The organism is Pseudomonas sp. FG-3G (assembly GCF_901007645.1).
GTDB classification, from domain to species: domain Bacteria; phylum Pseudomonadota; class Gammaproteobacteria; order Pseudomonadales; family Pseudomonadaceae; genus Aquipseudomonas; species Aquipseudomonas rhizophila.
On the sequence record NZ_CAAKGZ010000008.1, the window covers coordinates 108753 to 121861 of the forward strand.

Sequence of the window (13109 nt, forward strand, 5' to 3'; positions counted from 1 at the left end):
GGCGTGCTGGAACGAGAACCTGTCGTTAGAGGTTAGGCATTATCCGGCACACCGTCAGGGTGGGCCAGATATGAAAATCCCACAGTCGCCTGCCGGGCGACTGTGGGATCGGTACCGCGCGTGGTCGCGTTATTTGATCCGCTGACCCGGCTTGGCGCCGCTATCGGGGCTCAGCAGGTAGATTTCTTCACCGCCGGGACCTGCCGCCATCACCATGCCTTCGGAGATGCCGAAACGCATTTTGCGCGGCTTGAGGTTGGCGATCATCATCGTCAGCCGGCCTTCGAGCTTGGCCGGGTCTGGATAGGCGCTCTTGATGCCGGAGAACACGTTGCGCTGCTCATCACCGATGTCCAGCGTCAGGCGCAGTAGCTTGTCGGCGCCTTCCACGGCTTCAGCCTTGACGATCAGGGCTACGCGCAGGTCGATGGCGGCAAAGGCGTCGAAATCGATCTCCGGCGACAACGGGTCCTTGGTCAGCTCGCCATTGCCGGCCGGGGCACCGGTGTCGGTCTGGCTGGCGGCCAGGTCTTCTTTCGAGGCGTCGGTCATGGCTTGCACCTTGGTGGCGTCGATGCGAGTCATCAGCGGCTTGAACTCGTTCAGTTGATGGTTGCTCAGCAGCGTCTGGTGATCGTCCCAGGTCAGCGGTGCGACGTTCAGGAAAGCTTCGGCATCGGCGGCCAGCAACGGCAGCACCGGCTTGAGGAAGATCACCAGTTGGCGGAACAGATTGATACCCAGGGCGCAGATCGCCTGGACTTCGTCCTGCTTGCCTTCCTGTTTGTTCAGTGACCACGGCGCCTTGTCGGCGATCCAGGCATTGGCGCGGTCGGCCAGGGCCATGATCTCGCGCATCGCCCGAGCAAAGTCACGGGCCTCGTAGGCTTCGGCGATGCTCGGGGCCGCCGCCAGAAAGGCCTCGGTCAGTTCCGGCGCGGCGTTACCGGCCACCAGTACACCGGCGTTGCCTTTGTGGATGAAGCCGGCGCAACGGCTGGCGATGTTGACTACCTTGCCCACCAGGTCGGAGTTGACCTTCTGCACGAAGTCTTCAAGGTTCAGGTCCAGGTCGTCCACGCCACGGCCGAGCTTCGCCGCGTAGTAGTAGCGCAGGTATTCCGGCGACAGATGGTCCAGGTAGGTCCGGGCCTTGATGAAGGTGCCGCGGGACTTGGACATTTTCTGGCCGTTGACGGTCAGGTAACCGTGGACGTTGATACCGGTCGGTTTACGGAAACCGGCGCCTTCGAGCATGGCGGGCCAGAACAGCGCGTGGAAGTTCACGATGTCCTTGCCGATGAAGTGATACACCTCGGCCGTGGAGTCCTTGCCCCAGAACGCGTCGAAGTCCAGCTCCGGCGTACGGTCGCAAAGGTTCTTGAAGCTCGCCATGTAGCCGATGGGCGCGTCCAGCCATACGTAGAAATACTTGCCGGGCTCGCCGGGGATTTCGAAGCCGAAGTACGGCGCATCGCGGGAAATGTCCCACTCTTGCAGGCCGGAGTCGAGCCATTCGGCGAGCTTATTGGCCACCGCGTCGTGCAACGTGCCGCTGCGGGTCCAGGTTTGCAGCATCTCTTGGAAATCCGGCAGCTTGAAGAAGAAGTGCTGGGAGTCCTTGAGCACTGGCGTCGCCCCGGAAATCGCCGATTTCGGGTCCTTCAGGTCGGTCGGTGCGTAGGTGGCGCCGCATTTTTCGCAGTTATCGCCGTACTGGTCCTCGGTGCCACATTTCGGGCAAGTGCCTTTGATGAAGCGGTCGGCCAGGAACATTTTCTTTTCCGGGTCGAAATACTGGGTGATCGAACGGGTCGCGATGTGCCCGGCGTCACGCAGCTTCAGGTAGATCTGGCTCGACAGCTCACGGTTTTCTTCGGCGTGAGTGGAGTGGAAGTTGTCGAAGTCCACCAGGAAATCGGCAAAGTCGGCGCTGTGTTCGGCCTGGACGTTGGCGATCAGTTGCTCCGGGGTGATGCCTTCCTTTTCCGCGCGCAGCATGATGGCCGAACCGTGGGCGTCGTCGGCGCAGACATAGATGCACTGGTTGCCGCGATGTTTCTGGAAGCGCGTCCACATATCGGTCTGGATGTATTCCAGCATATGGCCGAGGTGAATTGAACCATTGGCATAGGGCAGGGCGCTGGTGACGAGGATCTTGCGTGGCTCGGACATGGGGCTCGGCTACTTGATGAAACGGAGGTCGGCCACTATAAAGCGCTGGGAAATATATTTCACCCCACTGGCCTGTTTCCGGATGCATTGCTGGGGGCGGTATGGACACAACCTGTGGCGAGGGGATTTATCCCCGCTGGACTGCGCAGCAGTCCAAAATAGAGCACTCTGACACACTGTAGCAGCAGGTTTTAGGGCCGCTGCGCGCCCCAACGGGGATAAATCCCCTCGCCACAAAGGTGTTAGCGCGACAGTAATCAAGTCGCCACGCGGCAGCGTGGGGCGTAGGATAGCGGCCTGTTTTTCAAGTCTTGCTATCGGAGTTGCCCATGAGCGCCGTCAATCGCGCAGCGGTGGAAGCCGTTCTTCGCCAGTACACCGACCCTTACCTGAATCAGGACCCGGTCAGCGCCGGATGCGTGCGCACCATCGACATCCAGGGCGATCGCGTCAGCGTCCAGCTGGAAATCGGCTACGCCGCCGATCTGTTCAAGAACGGTTGGGCGCAGATGCTGCAAATGGCGATCGAGTCCCTGGACGGTGTAGCCAGCGCCAAAGTCGACGTCACCAGCGTGATCGCTGCCCACAAGGCCCAGGCGCAAGTGCCGGGGCTGGCGAACGTCAAGAACGTGATCGCCGTGGCCTCGGGCAAGGGCGGCGTGGGTAAGTCCACCACCGCCGCCAACCTGGCCCTGGCCCTGGCCCGTGAAGGCGCGAAGGTCGGGATTCTCGACGCGGACATATACGGCCCGAGTCAGGGCATCATGTTCGGCGTTGCCGAGGGCACCCGGCCGCAGGTCAAGGATCAGAAGTGGTTCGTGCCGATCCAGTCTCATGGCGTGGAAGTCATGTCCATGGCCTTCCTGACCGATGACAACACGCCGATGGTCTGGCGCGGGCCGATGGTTTCCGGCGCCTTGCTGCAACTGGTGACGCAGACCGCCTGGGGCGATCTGGATTACCTGGTGATCGACATGCCACCAGGCACCGGGGATATCCAACTGACCTTGGCGCAGAAAGTCCCGGTGGCCGGTGCGGTGATCGTCACCACGCCGCAGGATCTGGCCCTGCTGGACGCCCGCAAGGGTGTGGAGATGTTCCGCAAAGTGAACATCCCGGTACTGGGTGTGGTGGAAAACATGGCCGTGCACATCTGCTCGAACTGCGGACATGCCGAGCATCTGTTCGGTGAAGGCGGCGGAGAAAAACTGGCGAGCCAGTACGGCGTCGAACTGCTGGCCTCGCTGCCGCTGTCGATGCTGATTCGCGAGCAGGCCGACGGCGGCAAACCCACGGTCATTGCCGAGCCGGATAGCCAGATCGCCATGGTCTATCAGGAACTGGCTCGCCACGTCGGCGCGCGGATCGTGCTGCAAGAGGCTGCGTCACCGGCGATGCCGAACATCACCATGAGCGACGATTGAATAAGCCGTAACACAATCCATTGTGGGAGCGAGCCTGCTCGCGATAGCGGTGTATCAGTCACATCAAAGTTGACTGACCCGGCGCCATCGCGAGCAGGCTCGCTCCCACAGTGGTTGTGTGTCGGTTTTTAGATCCGCAACCCGCCATCCATCTCCAGGATCCGGCCGGTGTAATAGTCGTTCTCGAAGATGTACGCCGCCGAATGGGCGATCTCCTCGGGTTTGCCCATGCGCTTGAGCGGGATGCCAGAGGTCATTTTTTCCAGGGCTTCGGGTTTCATGCCCAGGGTCATTTCGGTTTCGATGAAGCCCGGCGCGATGCCGGCGACACGGATGCCGTAGCGTGCCAGTTCCTTGGCCCAGGTCACGGTGGCGGCCGCCACGCCGGCCTTGGCCGCCGAATAGTTGGTCTGGCCGACGTTGCCGGCACGCGAGATCGACGAAATGTTGATGATCGCGCCGCTGTTCTTCAGCTCGACCATTTTCGCTGCCACTTCGCGGGTACACAGGAAGACACCCGTTAGGTTGACGTCAATCACCGCCTGCCACTGGGCCAGGCTCATTTTGCTCATTTCGCCGTCCTTGACCTTGAGCAGCAAGCCGTCGCGCAGGATCCCGGCGTTGTTGATCAAGCCGTGGATCGCGCCGAAGTCCTCGGCGACCCGGGCGACCATGTCGCTCACTTGCTCCTCATTGGCGACGTTGCACAGATAAGCCCGGGCCTCGACACCCTTGGCCACGCAGGCGGCAACCGCCTGGTCGAGTTTTTCCTGATTGAGGTCCACCAGGGCGAGCTTGGCGCCTTTGCCGGCGAAATACTCGGCCATGGAGCGGCCCAGACCCTGGCAACCGCCGGTGATAATGATTACTTTGTCGGTGAGTTGCATTGGCATGTCCAGATTGCAGAGCGGTTGGAGGATGTCCTTTTACTGGCCTCTCGATCTGCGACGGCGTAGCCCGGTTGCACACGAGAACTGCCTAAAGGCGCGCTGGTACTTTGCTCCAGTCGCCTGACCGTTTCCAGACGGATTTGATCAAAGGAGTCATAAATTGAGCGTTGAAGCTGCCAAGCATGCACGAGAATTGCTGCTCAAGGAATACCGTGGAGTGCTCTCCACCCATTCCAAATCCATGCCCGGTTTCCCGTTCGGCTCCGTGGTGCCATATTGCCTGGACGACCAAGGCCGTCCACTGATCCTGATCAGCCGTATCGCCCAACACACCCACAACCTGCAAAAAGACCCCAAGTGTTCAATGCTCGTAGGTGAGCGGGGGGCCGAGGATGTGCAGGCCGTAGGGCGCCTGACTTATCTGGCCGAGGCGCGCAAGCTGGAAGACAACCTCGCCATCGACGCCGCCGCTGAGCGTTACTACCGTTATTTCCCGGAGTCGCAGAACTACCACAAGGCCCATGACTTCGATTTCTGGGTGCTCAACCCGGTGCGTCATCGTTACATCGGTGGCTTTGGGGCCATTCACTGGATCGACCAGATCACCCTGGCCAACCCCTTCGCCGGCAAGGCCGAAGCCAGCATGATCGACCACATGAATGCCGACCATGCCAAGGCCATCGCGCATTACGTCGAGCTGGCCGGTCTGCCCGCCACCGAACCTGCGCAACTGGCCGGTATCGACAGCGAAGGCATGCACTTGCGGATCGGTCAGGCCCTTTACTGGCTGGCGTTTCCAGCGCCTTGCAATACGCCGACACAAGTGCGCGAAGCCTTGGTTTATCTGGCTCACGCCGAGCAATGGCCAAAAAATGCTGAGGCTGACGCTTGAATTCACGAAAGGGCGACGTCATTTAGGGTTTGATAGCAAGGCATTCTTGCGTTGAGGAACCTTTTGATGCGCCCTTTTTTGTTGCTCTTTCTGCTGTTCCCGGTGTTGGAGCTGTTCGTATTCGTCAAGGTCAGCGGGGCGATCGGGTTTTTCCCGGCGCTGCTGCTGGTCATTCTCGGCTCGATGCTCGGCGTGTTCGTGCTGCGCATCGCCGGCCTTGCCACGGCTCTGCGTGCCCGTGAAAGCCTGAACCGTGGCGAGCTGCCTGCCCAGACCATGCTCGAAGGCCTGATGCTGGCCTTGGGTGGCGGTCTGTTGATCCTGCCTGGCTTCATCAGCGATGTGCTGGGCCTGGTCATGCTGCTGCCGTTCACCCGTCGGTTGCTGGCCAATAAAATGCGCCAGCGTGCCGAAGAACAGGCGATTCGCCAGCGAGCCTTCGCCGACGACCTTCAGCCCCGTGGCGGGCCGACTCCACGAGAACCTGTGGGCCGCGAACCGGATGTGATCGAAGGCGAGTTCGAGCACCGCGATCCCAAGTAAAACCAGCGACACGGCACCTTCGGGTGCCGTGTTCGTTTTCGGCTTCGTGAAGTAAAAAATTTTCTACCCGACCCTTGAAATCGGCTTGTACGCCCTTATGTATGGGTCACCGCAAGGTTTCCGGTGGCGACACTGGACAGACTTCCGCGGTTCGCTTGACGAACCGCATCCGGCTCCGCCGGCTTTTGTTAAACCCGCCGGGACTACACCGGCCGATGAAAACCAAAATTAGGAGAGATCGACAATGAAGCTTCGTCCTCTGCATGACCGCGTCGTCATCCGTCGCAGCGAAGAAGAGAAGAAAACCGCTGGCGGTATCGTCCTGCCAGGTTCGGCTGCTGAAAAAGCCAACCACGGTGAAGTTCTCGCTGTAGGCCCAGGCAAGGCTCTGGAAAACGGTGAAGTACGTGCGCTGGCCGTGAAAGTGGGTGACAAGGTTGTGTTCGGCCCTTACTCCGGCAGCAACACAGTGAAAGTCGACGGCGAAGACCTGCTGGTGATGAGCGAGAACGAAATCCTCGCTGTCCTGGAAGACTGATTCCCCCGCTCATTTTCCCGTTACTACAAAGTATTTAAGGAATATCGATCATGGCTGCTAAAGAAGTTAAATTCGGCGATTCCGCCCGCAAGAAAATGCTCGCCGGTGTCAACGTCCTGGCTGACGCAGTAAAAGCGACCCTGGGCCCTAAAGGCCGTAACGTGATCATCGAGAAGAGCTTCGGCGCTCCGACCATCACCAAGGACGGCGTTTCCGTAGCCAAGGAAATCGAGCTCAAAGACCGCTTTGAAAACATGGGCGCGCAACTGGTCAAAGACGTTGCCTCCCGTGCCAACGATGATGCTGGTGACGGCACCACCACCGCGACCGTACTGGCTCAATCGATCGTCAACGAAGGCCTCAAGGCTGTCGCTGCCGGCATGAACCCGATGGACCTCAAGCGCGGCATCGACAAGGCGACCATCGCCATCGTCAAAGAGCTTAAAGCTCTGTCCAAGCCATGCGCTGATACCAAGGCTATCGCTCAGGTCGGCACCATCTCGGCCAACTCCGACAACTCCATCGGCGACATCATTGCCGAAGCCATGGAAAAAGTCGGTAAAGAAGGCGTGATCACCGTTGAAGAAGGCTCGGGCCTGGAAAACGAACTGTCGGTTGTTGAAGGCATGCAGTTCGATCGTGGCTACCTGTCGCCGTACTTCGTCAACAAGCCGGACACCATGGTTGCCGAGCTTGAGAGCCCGCTGATCCTGCTGGTCGACAAGAAAATCTCCAACATCCGCGAAATGCTGCCAGTGCTGGAAGCCGTTGCCAAAGCCGGCCGCCCACTGCTGATCGTGGCTGAAGACGTTGAAGGCGAAGCCCTGGCGACTCTGGTTGTGAACAACATGCGCGGTATCGTTAAAGTCGCTGCCGTCAAGGCACCTGGCTTCGGCGACCGTCGCAAGGCCATGCTGCAGGACATCGCCGTACTGACCGGCGGTACCGTTATCTCCGAAGAGATCGGCCTGAGCCTGGAAAGCACCACCCTGGAGCACCTGGGTAACGCCAAGCGCGTGATCCTGTCCAAGGAAAACACCACCGTGATCGACGGTGCCGGCGTCGAGGCTGATATCCAGGCTCGCGTTACTCAGATCCGCGCACAAGTGGCCGACACTTCGTCCGACTACGACCGTGAAAAACTGCAAGAGCGTCTGGCCAAGCTGTCGGGCGGCGTTGCAGTGATCAAGGTTGGCGCCGGTTCCGAAGTTGAAATGAAAGAGAAGAAAGCCCGCGTTGAAGACGCCCTGCACGCAACCCGCGCAGCCGTCGAAGAAGGCGTGGTACCTGGCGGCGGCGTGGCACTGGTTCGTGCCCTGCAGGCCATCAGCGAGCTCAAAGGCGACAACGATGACCAGAACGTGGGCATCCAGTTGCTGCGTCGCGCTGTTGAAGCTCCACTGCGCCAGATCGTTGCCAACTCCGGTGACGAGCCAAGCGTTGTGGTCGACAAGGTCAAGCAGGGTTCGGGTAACTACGGTTACAACGCTGCGACCGGCGAATACGGCGACATGATCGAAATGGGTATCCTGGACCCAGCCAAAGTGACTCGTTCGGCTCTGCAAGCGGCTTCGTCGATTGCCAGCCTGATGATCACCACCGAGGCGATGATCGCTGAAATCAAGGAAGACGCTCCAGCTGGCGGCGGTATGCCAGACATGGGCGGCATGGGTGGCATGGGCGGCATGATGTAAGCCAGCCTTACCCCTGTACTGAAAAACCCCGTCTGCGAAAGCAGGCGGGGTTTTTTAATGCCTCGGGTTTACCCCGCTCATTGAAATTGCACCAATCCCTGTGGGAGCGAGCCTGCTCGCGATAGCGGTGTAACAGTCACCCTCAATGTTGCTGATCCGACGCTATCGCGAGCAGGCTCGCTCCCACATTCAGATTGGTGTTCAAGCATTGACGGGTTGGGTTGTCGCCGCTCGCTTCGCTGTAGAGGCCGGCCGGTACAGCACGTAGTAATAACACCCCAGGCAAATCAGCCAACAGAACACCGCTGTCCACGCATTATGGGAAAAGAAATGCGCCCCTTGCATCATGCGGCTCACGGAGAACAGCGTTCCCAGAGAGGCAGCGAATATGAAGGCCAGGCGGGCCAGGCGAGGGCGGCGGTCGCGCAGTACGAAGAACAACGCGAACAGCGTAAACCCGGTGGCAGCGTGACCACCGGGCCAGCATCGGCCGGGTTTGTCAGTTGCCGGGCGTGGGCTCAGTAGTTCGCTGTAGGTTTGCTTGCCTCCGAACTCCTTCAGGCTCCAGGGGCATTGCACTGCCGTTACGGCTTTCATCGGCGTGACGAATGAAGTAGCCAGCGCCAGGGAGAGCACCAGGCAACCCAGTTCGCGTTTGAACGGTTTGAGTCGGGTGAGGAAGAACGTGCAGATGAACCCGAGAATCGACAGCACAGAAAACGCGATGACCACCTGTTTGGCCCGGTCATGCAGAATGTCTTCCAGAAAAAAACTGTGCCGACCGATGAACCCGTCGGCTGGGTCGTAGAACAGCCTGGCCAGATCCATGTCCAGCGTGGTCAGTTCCAGCAGCACCAGGATCACCGCGATTGCAGCGGGCAGGCCCAGGGCGACCCGGAAATTCAGCGGCCTGGAGGCGGGACGGGTGGTGGTGGAAACCATGGCAGTACCTTTGGTGGAGTGTTCTTGAGCAGCGCGTTGCGCGCAGTCTGGTCCGGGCACCGTGGGTGAGGCGTGAATGCCGGGTGAAAAACTCGTCAATGTCCGGGCAATCCACGCGCGACCCTTGCGGGAGCGGGCTTGCTCGCTACGACCGCCGATACAACCCTAGCCGTGATTCACACTTGGCCTTAAGCTGCGCGGGCCACGATGACCGTCCACGTGCGCAGAGGAGATGCCCATGCGAATTCTGTTGGTTGAAGACAACCGTGACATCCTGGCCAATCTGGCCGATTACCTGGGGCTCAAAGGCTATACCGTCGATTGTGCCCAGGATGGTTTGTCGGGGTTACACCTGGCCGCGACCGAGCACTATGACCTGATCGTGCTCGACATCATGCTGCCGGGCATCGACGGCTACACCTTGTGCAAGCGCCTGCGCGAGGACGCCCGACGTGATACACCGGTGATCATGCTCACCGCCCGGGATCAACTGGACGATCGCCTGCAAGGGTTCAAGTCCGGCGCCGATGATTACCTGGTCAAACCTTTTGCCTTGTCGGAGCTGGCGGCGCGGATCGAAGCGGTCATGCGTCGGGCCCAGGGCGGCGGGCGGCGCGCCTTGCAGGTCGGTGACCTGAGTTACGACCTCGATACCCTGGAAGTCACCCGCGAAGGCAAACTGCTGAAGCTCAACCCTGTAGGCCTGAAGCTGCTGGCGGTCTTGATGCAGAAAAGCCCCCACGTGCTGCGCCGGGAAATCCTCGAAGAAGCCTTGTGGGGCGATGATTGCCCGGACAGCGACAGTCTGCGCAGCCATGTTCACCAATTACGTCAGGTGATCGACAAACCGTTCGACAAACCGCTGTTGCACACCGTGCATGGCGTGGGTTATCGCCTGGCCGAGGGCCGAGATGGAGTTTAAGCAAAGCCTTGCCCAACGGATCATCATCGCCTTTGCGCTGATGAGCGCGTTGGTCGCCGGGGCATTCGCCATGGGCATCGTGGCGACGGTTCACTTGGTGGAAGAAAGGCTGATTTCCGCCGGGCTTGGGGGTGACCTGCAACGCCTGCTGCTGATGGACAGCGTTTCGGACTGGAGTCATCGTCCGGAACCTGATCAGTTGTTCTATTTCAGTGGCGGCCCGGGTGACTTCGATTTGCCCAAGGATCTGCGTCACCTGGATCGTGGTTTCCACGAGGTCTTTCGCGCGCAATTGTCGTATCACGCCATGGTCGAGATTGTTGACGGTCGACACTACGTGCTACTGCAGGACCAGAGCGATTTCGAAGAGCGCGAACGGGTGCTGTTCGCCGTGGTGCTGGTGGGTTTCGTGCTCAGCCTGGCGCTGGCGGTGTTCCTGGGTTGGGTCCTGGCTCGCCGGGTGATGGCGCCGGTCGTGCGTCTGGCCCGGCAAGTGCGCCATCGCGACCAGCTCCTCGGGCTGGCCCCGCCGCTGGCCCCTGACTATGCCGCCGATGAAGTGGGTGAGCTGGCTGTGGCGTTCGACGCTACGCTGGGGCGACTGCGCCAGGCCCTGACGCGTGAACGGTTGTTCACCAGCGACGTAAGCCATGAGTTACGCACGCCGTTGATGGTCCTGGCCAGCTCCTGTGAGCTGTTGCTGGAGAACCCGGCCCTGGATCAGCGCGGTCGCAAACAGGTCGAGCGGATCAGTCGGGCCAGTGAAGAAATGCGCGAGCTGGTGCAAACCTTCCTGATGCTCGCCAGGACCCAGCGCGAAGACAGCGGCATGTCGCCCCGGTTGACGCTAGGGCAGGTGGCCGAGGACCTCGTTGGGCTGTGGCGTGCGCCGATCGAAGCCAAGGGCCTGACCCTGATCTTCGAGCCGGGGCAAACCGCCGACACCCCGTATAACGCCACGTTCCTGACCGCCGTCATGGGCAACTTGCTGCGCAACGCCTTGCACTACACCGATCAGGGCTTCATTCGCCTCACGCTGTCCCCGACCGGCTTCGTGGTCGAGGACAGTGGCGTGGGCATTCCCGAAGAAAAACGCGAGGCGATGTTCGAACCGTTCGTGCGAGGTAACGAAAAGCGCGGCGAAGGGCTTGGGTTGGGGCTTTCATTGGTCCAGCGGATTTGCGAGAACCAGGGCTGGACCGTGAGCCTCAGCACCATGGAGCCCAATGGCTGTCATTTTGAGGTTGAGTTGCATCCTCGCAACTGAGCACGGCGCTAAGGCCTGCATGTTGGACATATCCTGAAAACCCTCGAGTGCCTGCATGATGAAGTTTTCACAAAGGGATGACTTGGCGTGCACATGTCCATCCCTAACGTGGGAGCCATTACCTCATGGAGGCTCCCGTCAATGTCCAACCCTATCAAGCTCGACTTTTCCGAAAAATATGACGAAAAGCACGCCCACCAATACCTGCATAAACACCAGGCCGGTCTGAGCCGGCGTCTTTCCCACCGCCGTGATGAACAACTGGCACGCATGGCTTTGGCGTTGGCAGGTGACCCTGGCCTGGTGCTGGACTTGCCGTGTGGTGCCGGGCGTTTATGGCCTGTGCTGGCCGAAAAACCGAACCGGGTGATCATCGGTGCGGACAATTCCACAGCCATGCTCAAGACTGCGTTGAACGCTCAACCCGCCGATGTCGTAAAACGGGTACAACCCTTGCACGCTTCTGCGTTCGACATTGCCTTGCCTGATAACGCCGTCGACAGCATTTTTTGCATGCGCCTGCTCCACCACATCGGTGAACCTGCGCATCGACTGGCGATTCTGCGGGAATTCGAACGTGTCACTCGTGATAGCGTGATCGTTTCATTGTGGGTCGATGGAAATTTCAAGGCCTGGAGACGTAAGCGTCTGGAGCACACGCGTGGGCAGAAAGGCTACCAGAATCGATTTGTGTTACCGGCCGCTACAGTCGAGGGTGAATTTCGACAGGCTGGTTTCCGCATTCAGGAACGACTGGACTTCCTGCCGCTCTATGCCATGTGGCGAGTTTATGTATTACGCAAGAGGTAACAGCATGGTTGTGGCACTAGAGACAACTGCGTTTCCCCGCTGCGGCTTCGAACACTTCTGGAATCAGCAGGGTGAATGGGTGGAACAACCCAATGTGCGTCGTGGTGGTGAAAGCGGAGTGCAGCGGATCAACAACGGCGGCGATCTGCTCTATGCCAAGCGTCAGACAGGGCATATTTACCGTAGCTGGTTGCATCCGTTTGGCCGCCCAACCGTGTTACGTGAGCAAGATGCCCTGCTGGCATTGAGCCGACTCGACGTCAGCGTTCCAAAGGTCATCTTCTGTGGCGCACAGCGGGACCCGATTCACAAGTGGCGTGCGCTGCTTGTGACTCATGCGCTGGACGGTTTCGTGGAGTTGGGTCACTGGTATGCCGCAGGCGGGCGCGAGCGTCATGGCGAAGCGGGGCATGACCGAATTCTCCAGGCATTGGCAGAGAACCTGGCTCGCATGCATAAGGGGCGTTGGCAGCATGGCTGCCTCTATATCAAGCATGTATTTGTGCGCGTGACTGGAGAGGGTGAGTCCGCTCGAGCCGAAGTGGCCTTGCTGGATTTGGAAAAGTCCCGTCAACGTCTGACTTCCTGGACCGCAGCGTCCCATGACATGAAACAACTGCGACGCCATTCGTCGTTCAGCGATTCAGAATGGGAAAAACTCGTCTACTTTTACAAAGCGGCGTTTGGCAGCGCTATCAAAGGTTTATAGCGATGAAATTAGAAATTGCTAGAGGTTTATTTCTCGTAGGAGCCCTGGCAGTTACCTCTATGGCGGTGGCGGTATGGGAGCAGCCCCGTTCGCAGATCCTCAGTGCTTCCCACCCGGACGCGCATTGCCCTTTGCCACGTGTGGCCAAGGCCAGCGAGGCGATCCGGCCGGACGACGATCTGTTGCTGTTCATGTTCAGTCTTTCCCAAGGCATGAGGCCCCAGAGTTGATGGACAGAGAGCCCAAACAAAGGCCTCGCATATGCGAGGCCTTTGTTTTTGGCGATTGCAGCCTTCGGCAGCG

The 13109-nt window shown here is 59.7% G+C and carries 13 protein-coding genes; 10 read left to right on the forward strand and 3 right to left on the reverse strand.

Annotated elements, in window-relative coordinates; genetic code table 11:
- Nucleotides 1-129: 129 nt before the first annotated feature.
- Nucleotides 130-2175: a methionine--tRNA ligase gene (gene metG, locus PSEUDOMOFG3G_RS04380; RefSeq protein ID WP_047227006.1), complete on the reverse strand. Its 2046-nt coding sequence runs from the start codon at nucleotides 2173-2175 to the stop codon at nucleotides 130-132.
- A 329-nt stretch (nucleotides 2176-2504) separates the two neighbouring features.
- On the opposite strand from metG, the gene apbC reads away from it, so the two are divergent.
- Nucleotides 2505-3599, forward strand: a complete 1095-nt coding sequence (gene apbC / locus PSEUDOMOFG3G_RS04385) for an iron-sulfur cluster carrier protein ApbC (protein WP_139049323.1) — start codon at nucleotides 2505-2507, stop codon at nucleotides 3597-3599.
- Between the two features lie 128 nt (nucleotides 3600-3727).
- Here the strand turns inward: apbC and PSEUDOMOFG3G_RS04390 are convergent, their stop codons facing one another.
- Nucleotides 3728-4486 (reverse strand): SDR family oxidoreductase, encoded by a 759-nt coding sequence (locus PSEUDOMOFG3G_RS04390; RefSeq protein ID WP_047227004.1) that lies wholly within the window; start codon nucleotides 4484-4486, stop codon nucleotides 3728-3730.
- Between the two features lie 163 nt (nucleotides 4487-4649).
- Here PSEUDOMOFG3G_RS04390 and PSEUDOMOFG3G_RS04395 point away from each other — a divergent pair, with 163 nt between their 5' ends.
- The 4 genes from PSEUDOMOFG3G_RS04395 to groL all read left to right on the forward strand — a co-directional run bounded on the left by PSEUDOMOFG3G_RS04395 (nucleotide 4650) and on the right by groL (nucleotide 8156).
- A complete protein-coding gene (locus PSEUDOMOFG3G_RS04395; protein WP_076383714.1) occupies nucleotides 4650-5381 on the forward strand; it encodes a HugZ family protein in 732 nt (243 codons plus the stop codon).
- 66 nt (nucleotides 5382-5447) lie between these two features.
- Nucleotides 5448-5924 (forward strand): FxsA family protein, encoded by a 477-nt coding sequence (locus tag PSEUDOMOFG3G_RS04400; protein WP_092393136.1) that lies wholly within the window; start codon nucleotides 5448-5450, stop codon nucleotides 5922-5924.
- Nucleotides 5925-6168: 244 nt separating this feature from the next.
- Nucleotides 6169-6462: a co-chaperone GroES gene (locus PSEUDOMOFG3G_RS04405; RefSeq protein ID WP_047227001.1), complete on the forward strand. Its 294-nt coding sequence runs from the start codon at nucleotides 6169-6171 to the stop codon at nucleotides 6460-6462.
- 50 nt (nucleotides 6463-6512) lie between these two features.
- On the forward strand, nucleotides 6513-8156 hold the full coding sequence (gene groL, locus PSEUDOMOFG3G_RS04410; protein ID WP_047227000.1) for a chaperonin GroEL: 1644 nt from the start codon (nucleotides 6513-6515) through the stop codon (nucleotides 8154-8156).
- 201 nt (nucleotides 8157-8357) lie between these two features.
- On the opposite strand, the gene PSEUDOMOFG3G_RS04415 is transcribed toward groL, so the two are convergent.
- Complete coding sequence (locus tag PSEUDOMOFG3G_RS04415; protein ID WP_139049324.1) at nucleotides 8358-9098, reverse strand: phosphatase PAP2 family protein; 741 nt, start codon at nucleotides 9096-9098, stop codon at nucleotides 8358-8360.
- A 238-nt stretch (nucleotides 9099-9336) separates the two neighbouring features.
- On the opposite strand from PSEUDOMOFG3G_RS04415, the gene colR reads away from it, so the two are divergent.
- From colR to PSEUDOMOFG3G_RS04440, 5 genes are all read left to right on the forward strand, one after another.
- Nucleotides 9337-10020: a two-component system response regulator ColR gene (colR, locus tag PSEUDOMOFG3G_RS04420; protein ID WP_047226998.1), complete on the forward strand. Its 684-nt coding sequence runs from the start codon at nucleotides 9337-9339 to the stop codon at nucleotides 10018-10020.
- Nucleotides 10010-11287: a HAMP domain-containing sensor histidine kinase gene (locus PSEUDOMOFG3G_RS04425; RefSeq protein WP_139049325.1), complete on the forward strand. Its 1278-nt coding sequence runs from the start codon at nucleotides 10010-10012 to the stop codon at nucleotides 11285-11287. The genes colR and PSEUDOMOFG3G_RS04425 overlap by 11 nt, the downstream gene beginning before the upstream one ends.
- A gap of 141 nt (nucleotides 11288-11428) precedes the next feature.
- The gene (locus tag PSEUDOMOFG3G_RS04430; RefSeq protein WP_139049326.1) at nucleotides 11429-12097 is read left to right on the forward strand and encodes a class I SAM-dependent methyltransferase; all 669 of its coding nucleotides are present in this window, start codon (nucleotides 11429-11431) and stop codon (nucleotides 12095-12097) included.
- Nucleotides 12098-12101: 4 nt separating this feature from the next.
- Complete coding sequence (locus tag PSEUDOMOFG3G_RS04435) at nucleotides 12102-12806, forward strand: lipopolysaccharide kinase InaA family protein (RefSeq protein ID WP_139049389.1); 705 nt, start codon at nucleotides 12102-12104, stop codon at nucleotides 12804-12806.
- 2 nt (nucleotides 12807-12808) lie between these two features.
- Nucleotides 12809-13036, forward strand: a complete 228-nt coding sequence (locus tag PSEUDOMOFG3G_RS04440; RefSeq protein ID WP_076383717.1) for a hypothetical protein — start codon at nucleotides 12809-12811, stop codon at nucleotides 13034-13036.
- The last annotated feature ends 73 nt before the right edge of the window (nucleotides 13037-13109 follow it).

Coding starts and splice junctions, on each gene's coding strand:
- metG (WP_047227006.1), bottom strand. CDS start 2,175: ATGTCCGAGCCACGCAAGATCCTCGTCACCAGCGCCCTGCCCTATGCC.
- apbC (WP_139049323.1), top strand. CDS start 2,505: ATGAGCGCCGTCAATCGCGCAGCGGTGGAAGCCGTTCTTCGCCAGTAC.
- PSEUDOMOFG3G_RS04390 (WP_047227004.1), bottom strand. CDS start 4,486: ATGCAACTCACCGACAAAGTAATCATTATCACCGGCGGTTGCCAGGGT.
- PSEUDOMOFG3G_RS04400 (WP_092393136.1), top strand. CDS start 5,448: ATGCGCCCTTTTTTGTTGCTCTTTCTGCTGTTCCCGGTGTTGGAGCTG.
- PSEUDOMOFG3G_RS04405 (WP_047227001.1), top strand. CDS start 6,169: ATGAAGCTTCGTCCTCTGCATGACCGCGTCGTCATCCGTCGCAGCGAA.
- groL (WP_047227000.1), top strand. CDS start 6,513: ATGGCTGCTAAAGAAGTTAAATTCGGCGATTCCGCCCGCAAGAAAATG.
- PSEUDOMOFG3G_RS04415 (WP_139049324.1), bottom strand. CDS start 9,098: ATGGTTTCCACCACCACCCGTCCCGCCTCCAGGCCGCTGAATTTCCGG.
- colR (WP_047226998.1), top strand. CDS start 9,337: ATGCGAATTCTGTTGGTTGAAGACAACCGTGACATCCTGGCCAATCTG.
- PSEUDOMOFG3G_RS04425 (WP_139049325.1), top strand. CDS start 10,010: ATGGAGTTTAAGCAAAGCCTTGCCCAACGGATCATCATCGCCTTTGCG.
- PSEUDOMOFG3G_RS04430 (WP_139049326.1), top strand. CDS start 11,429: ATGTCCAACCCTATCAAGCTCGACTTTTCCGAAAAATATGACGAAAAG.
- PSEUDOMOFG3G_RS04435 (WP_139049389.1), top strand. CDS start 12,102: ATGGTTGTGGCACTAGAGACAACTGCGTTTCCCCGCTGCGGCTTCGAA.
- PSEUDOMOFG3G_RS04440 (WP_076383717.1), top strand. CDS start 12,809: ATGAAATTAGAAATTGCTAGAGGTTTATTTCTCGTAGGAGCCCTGGCA.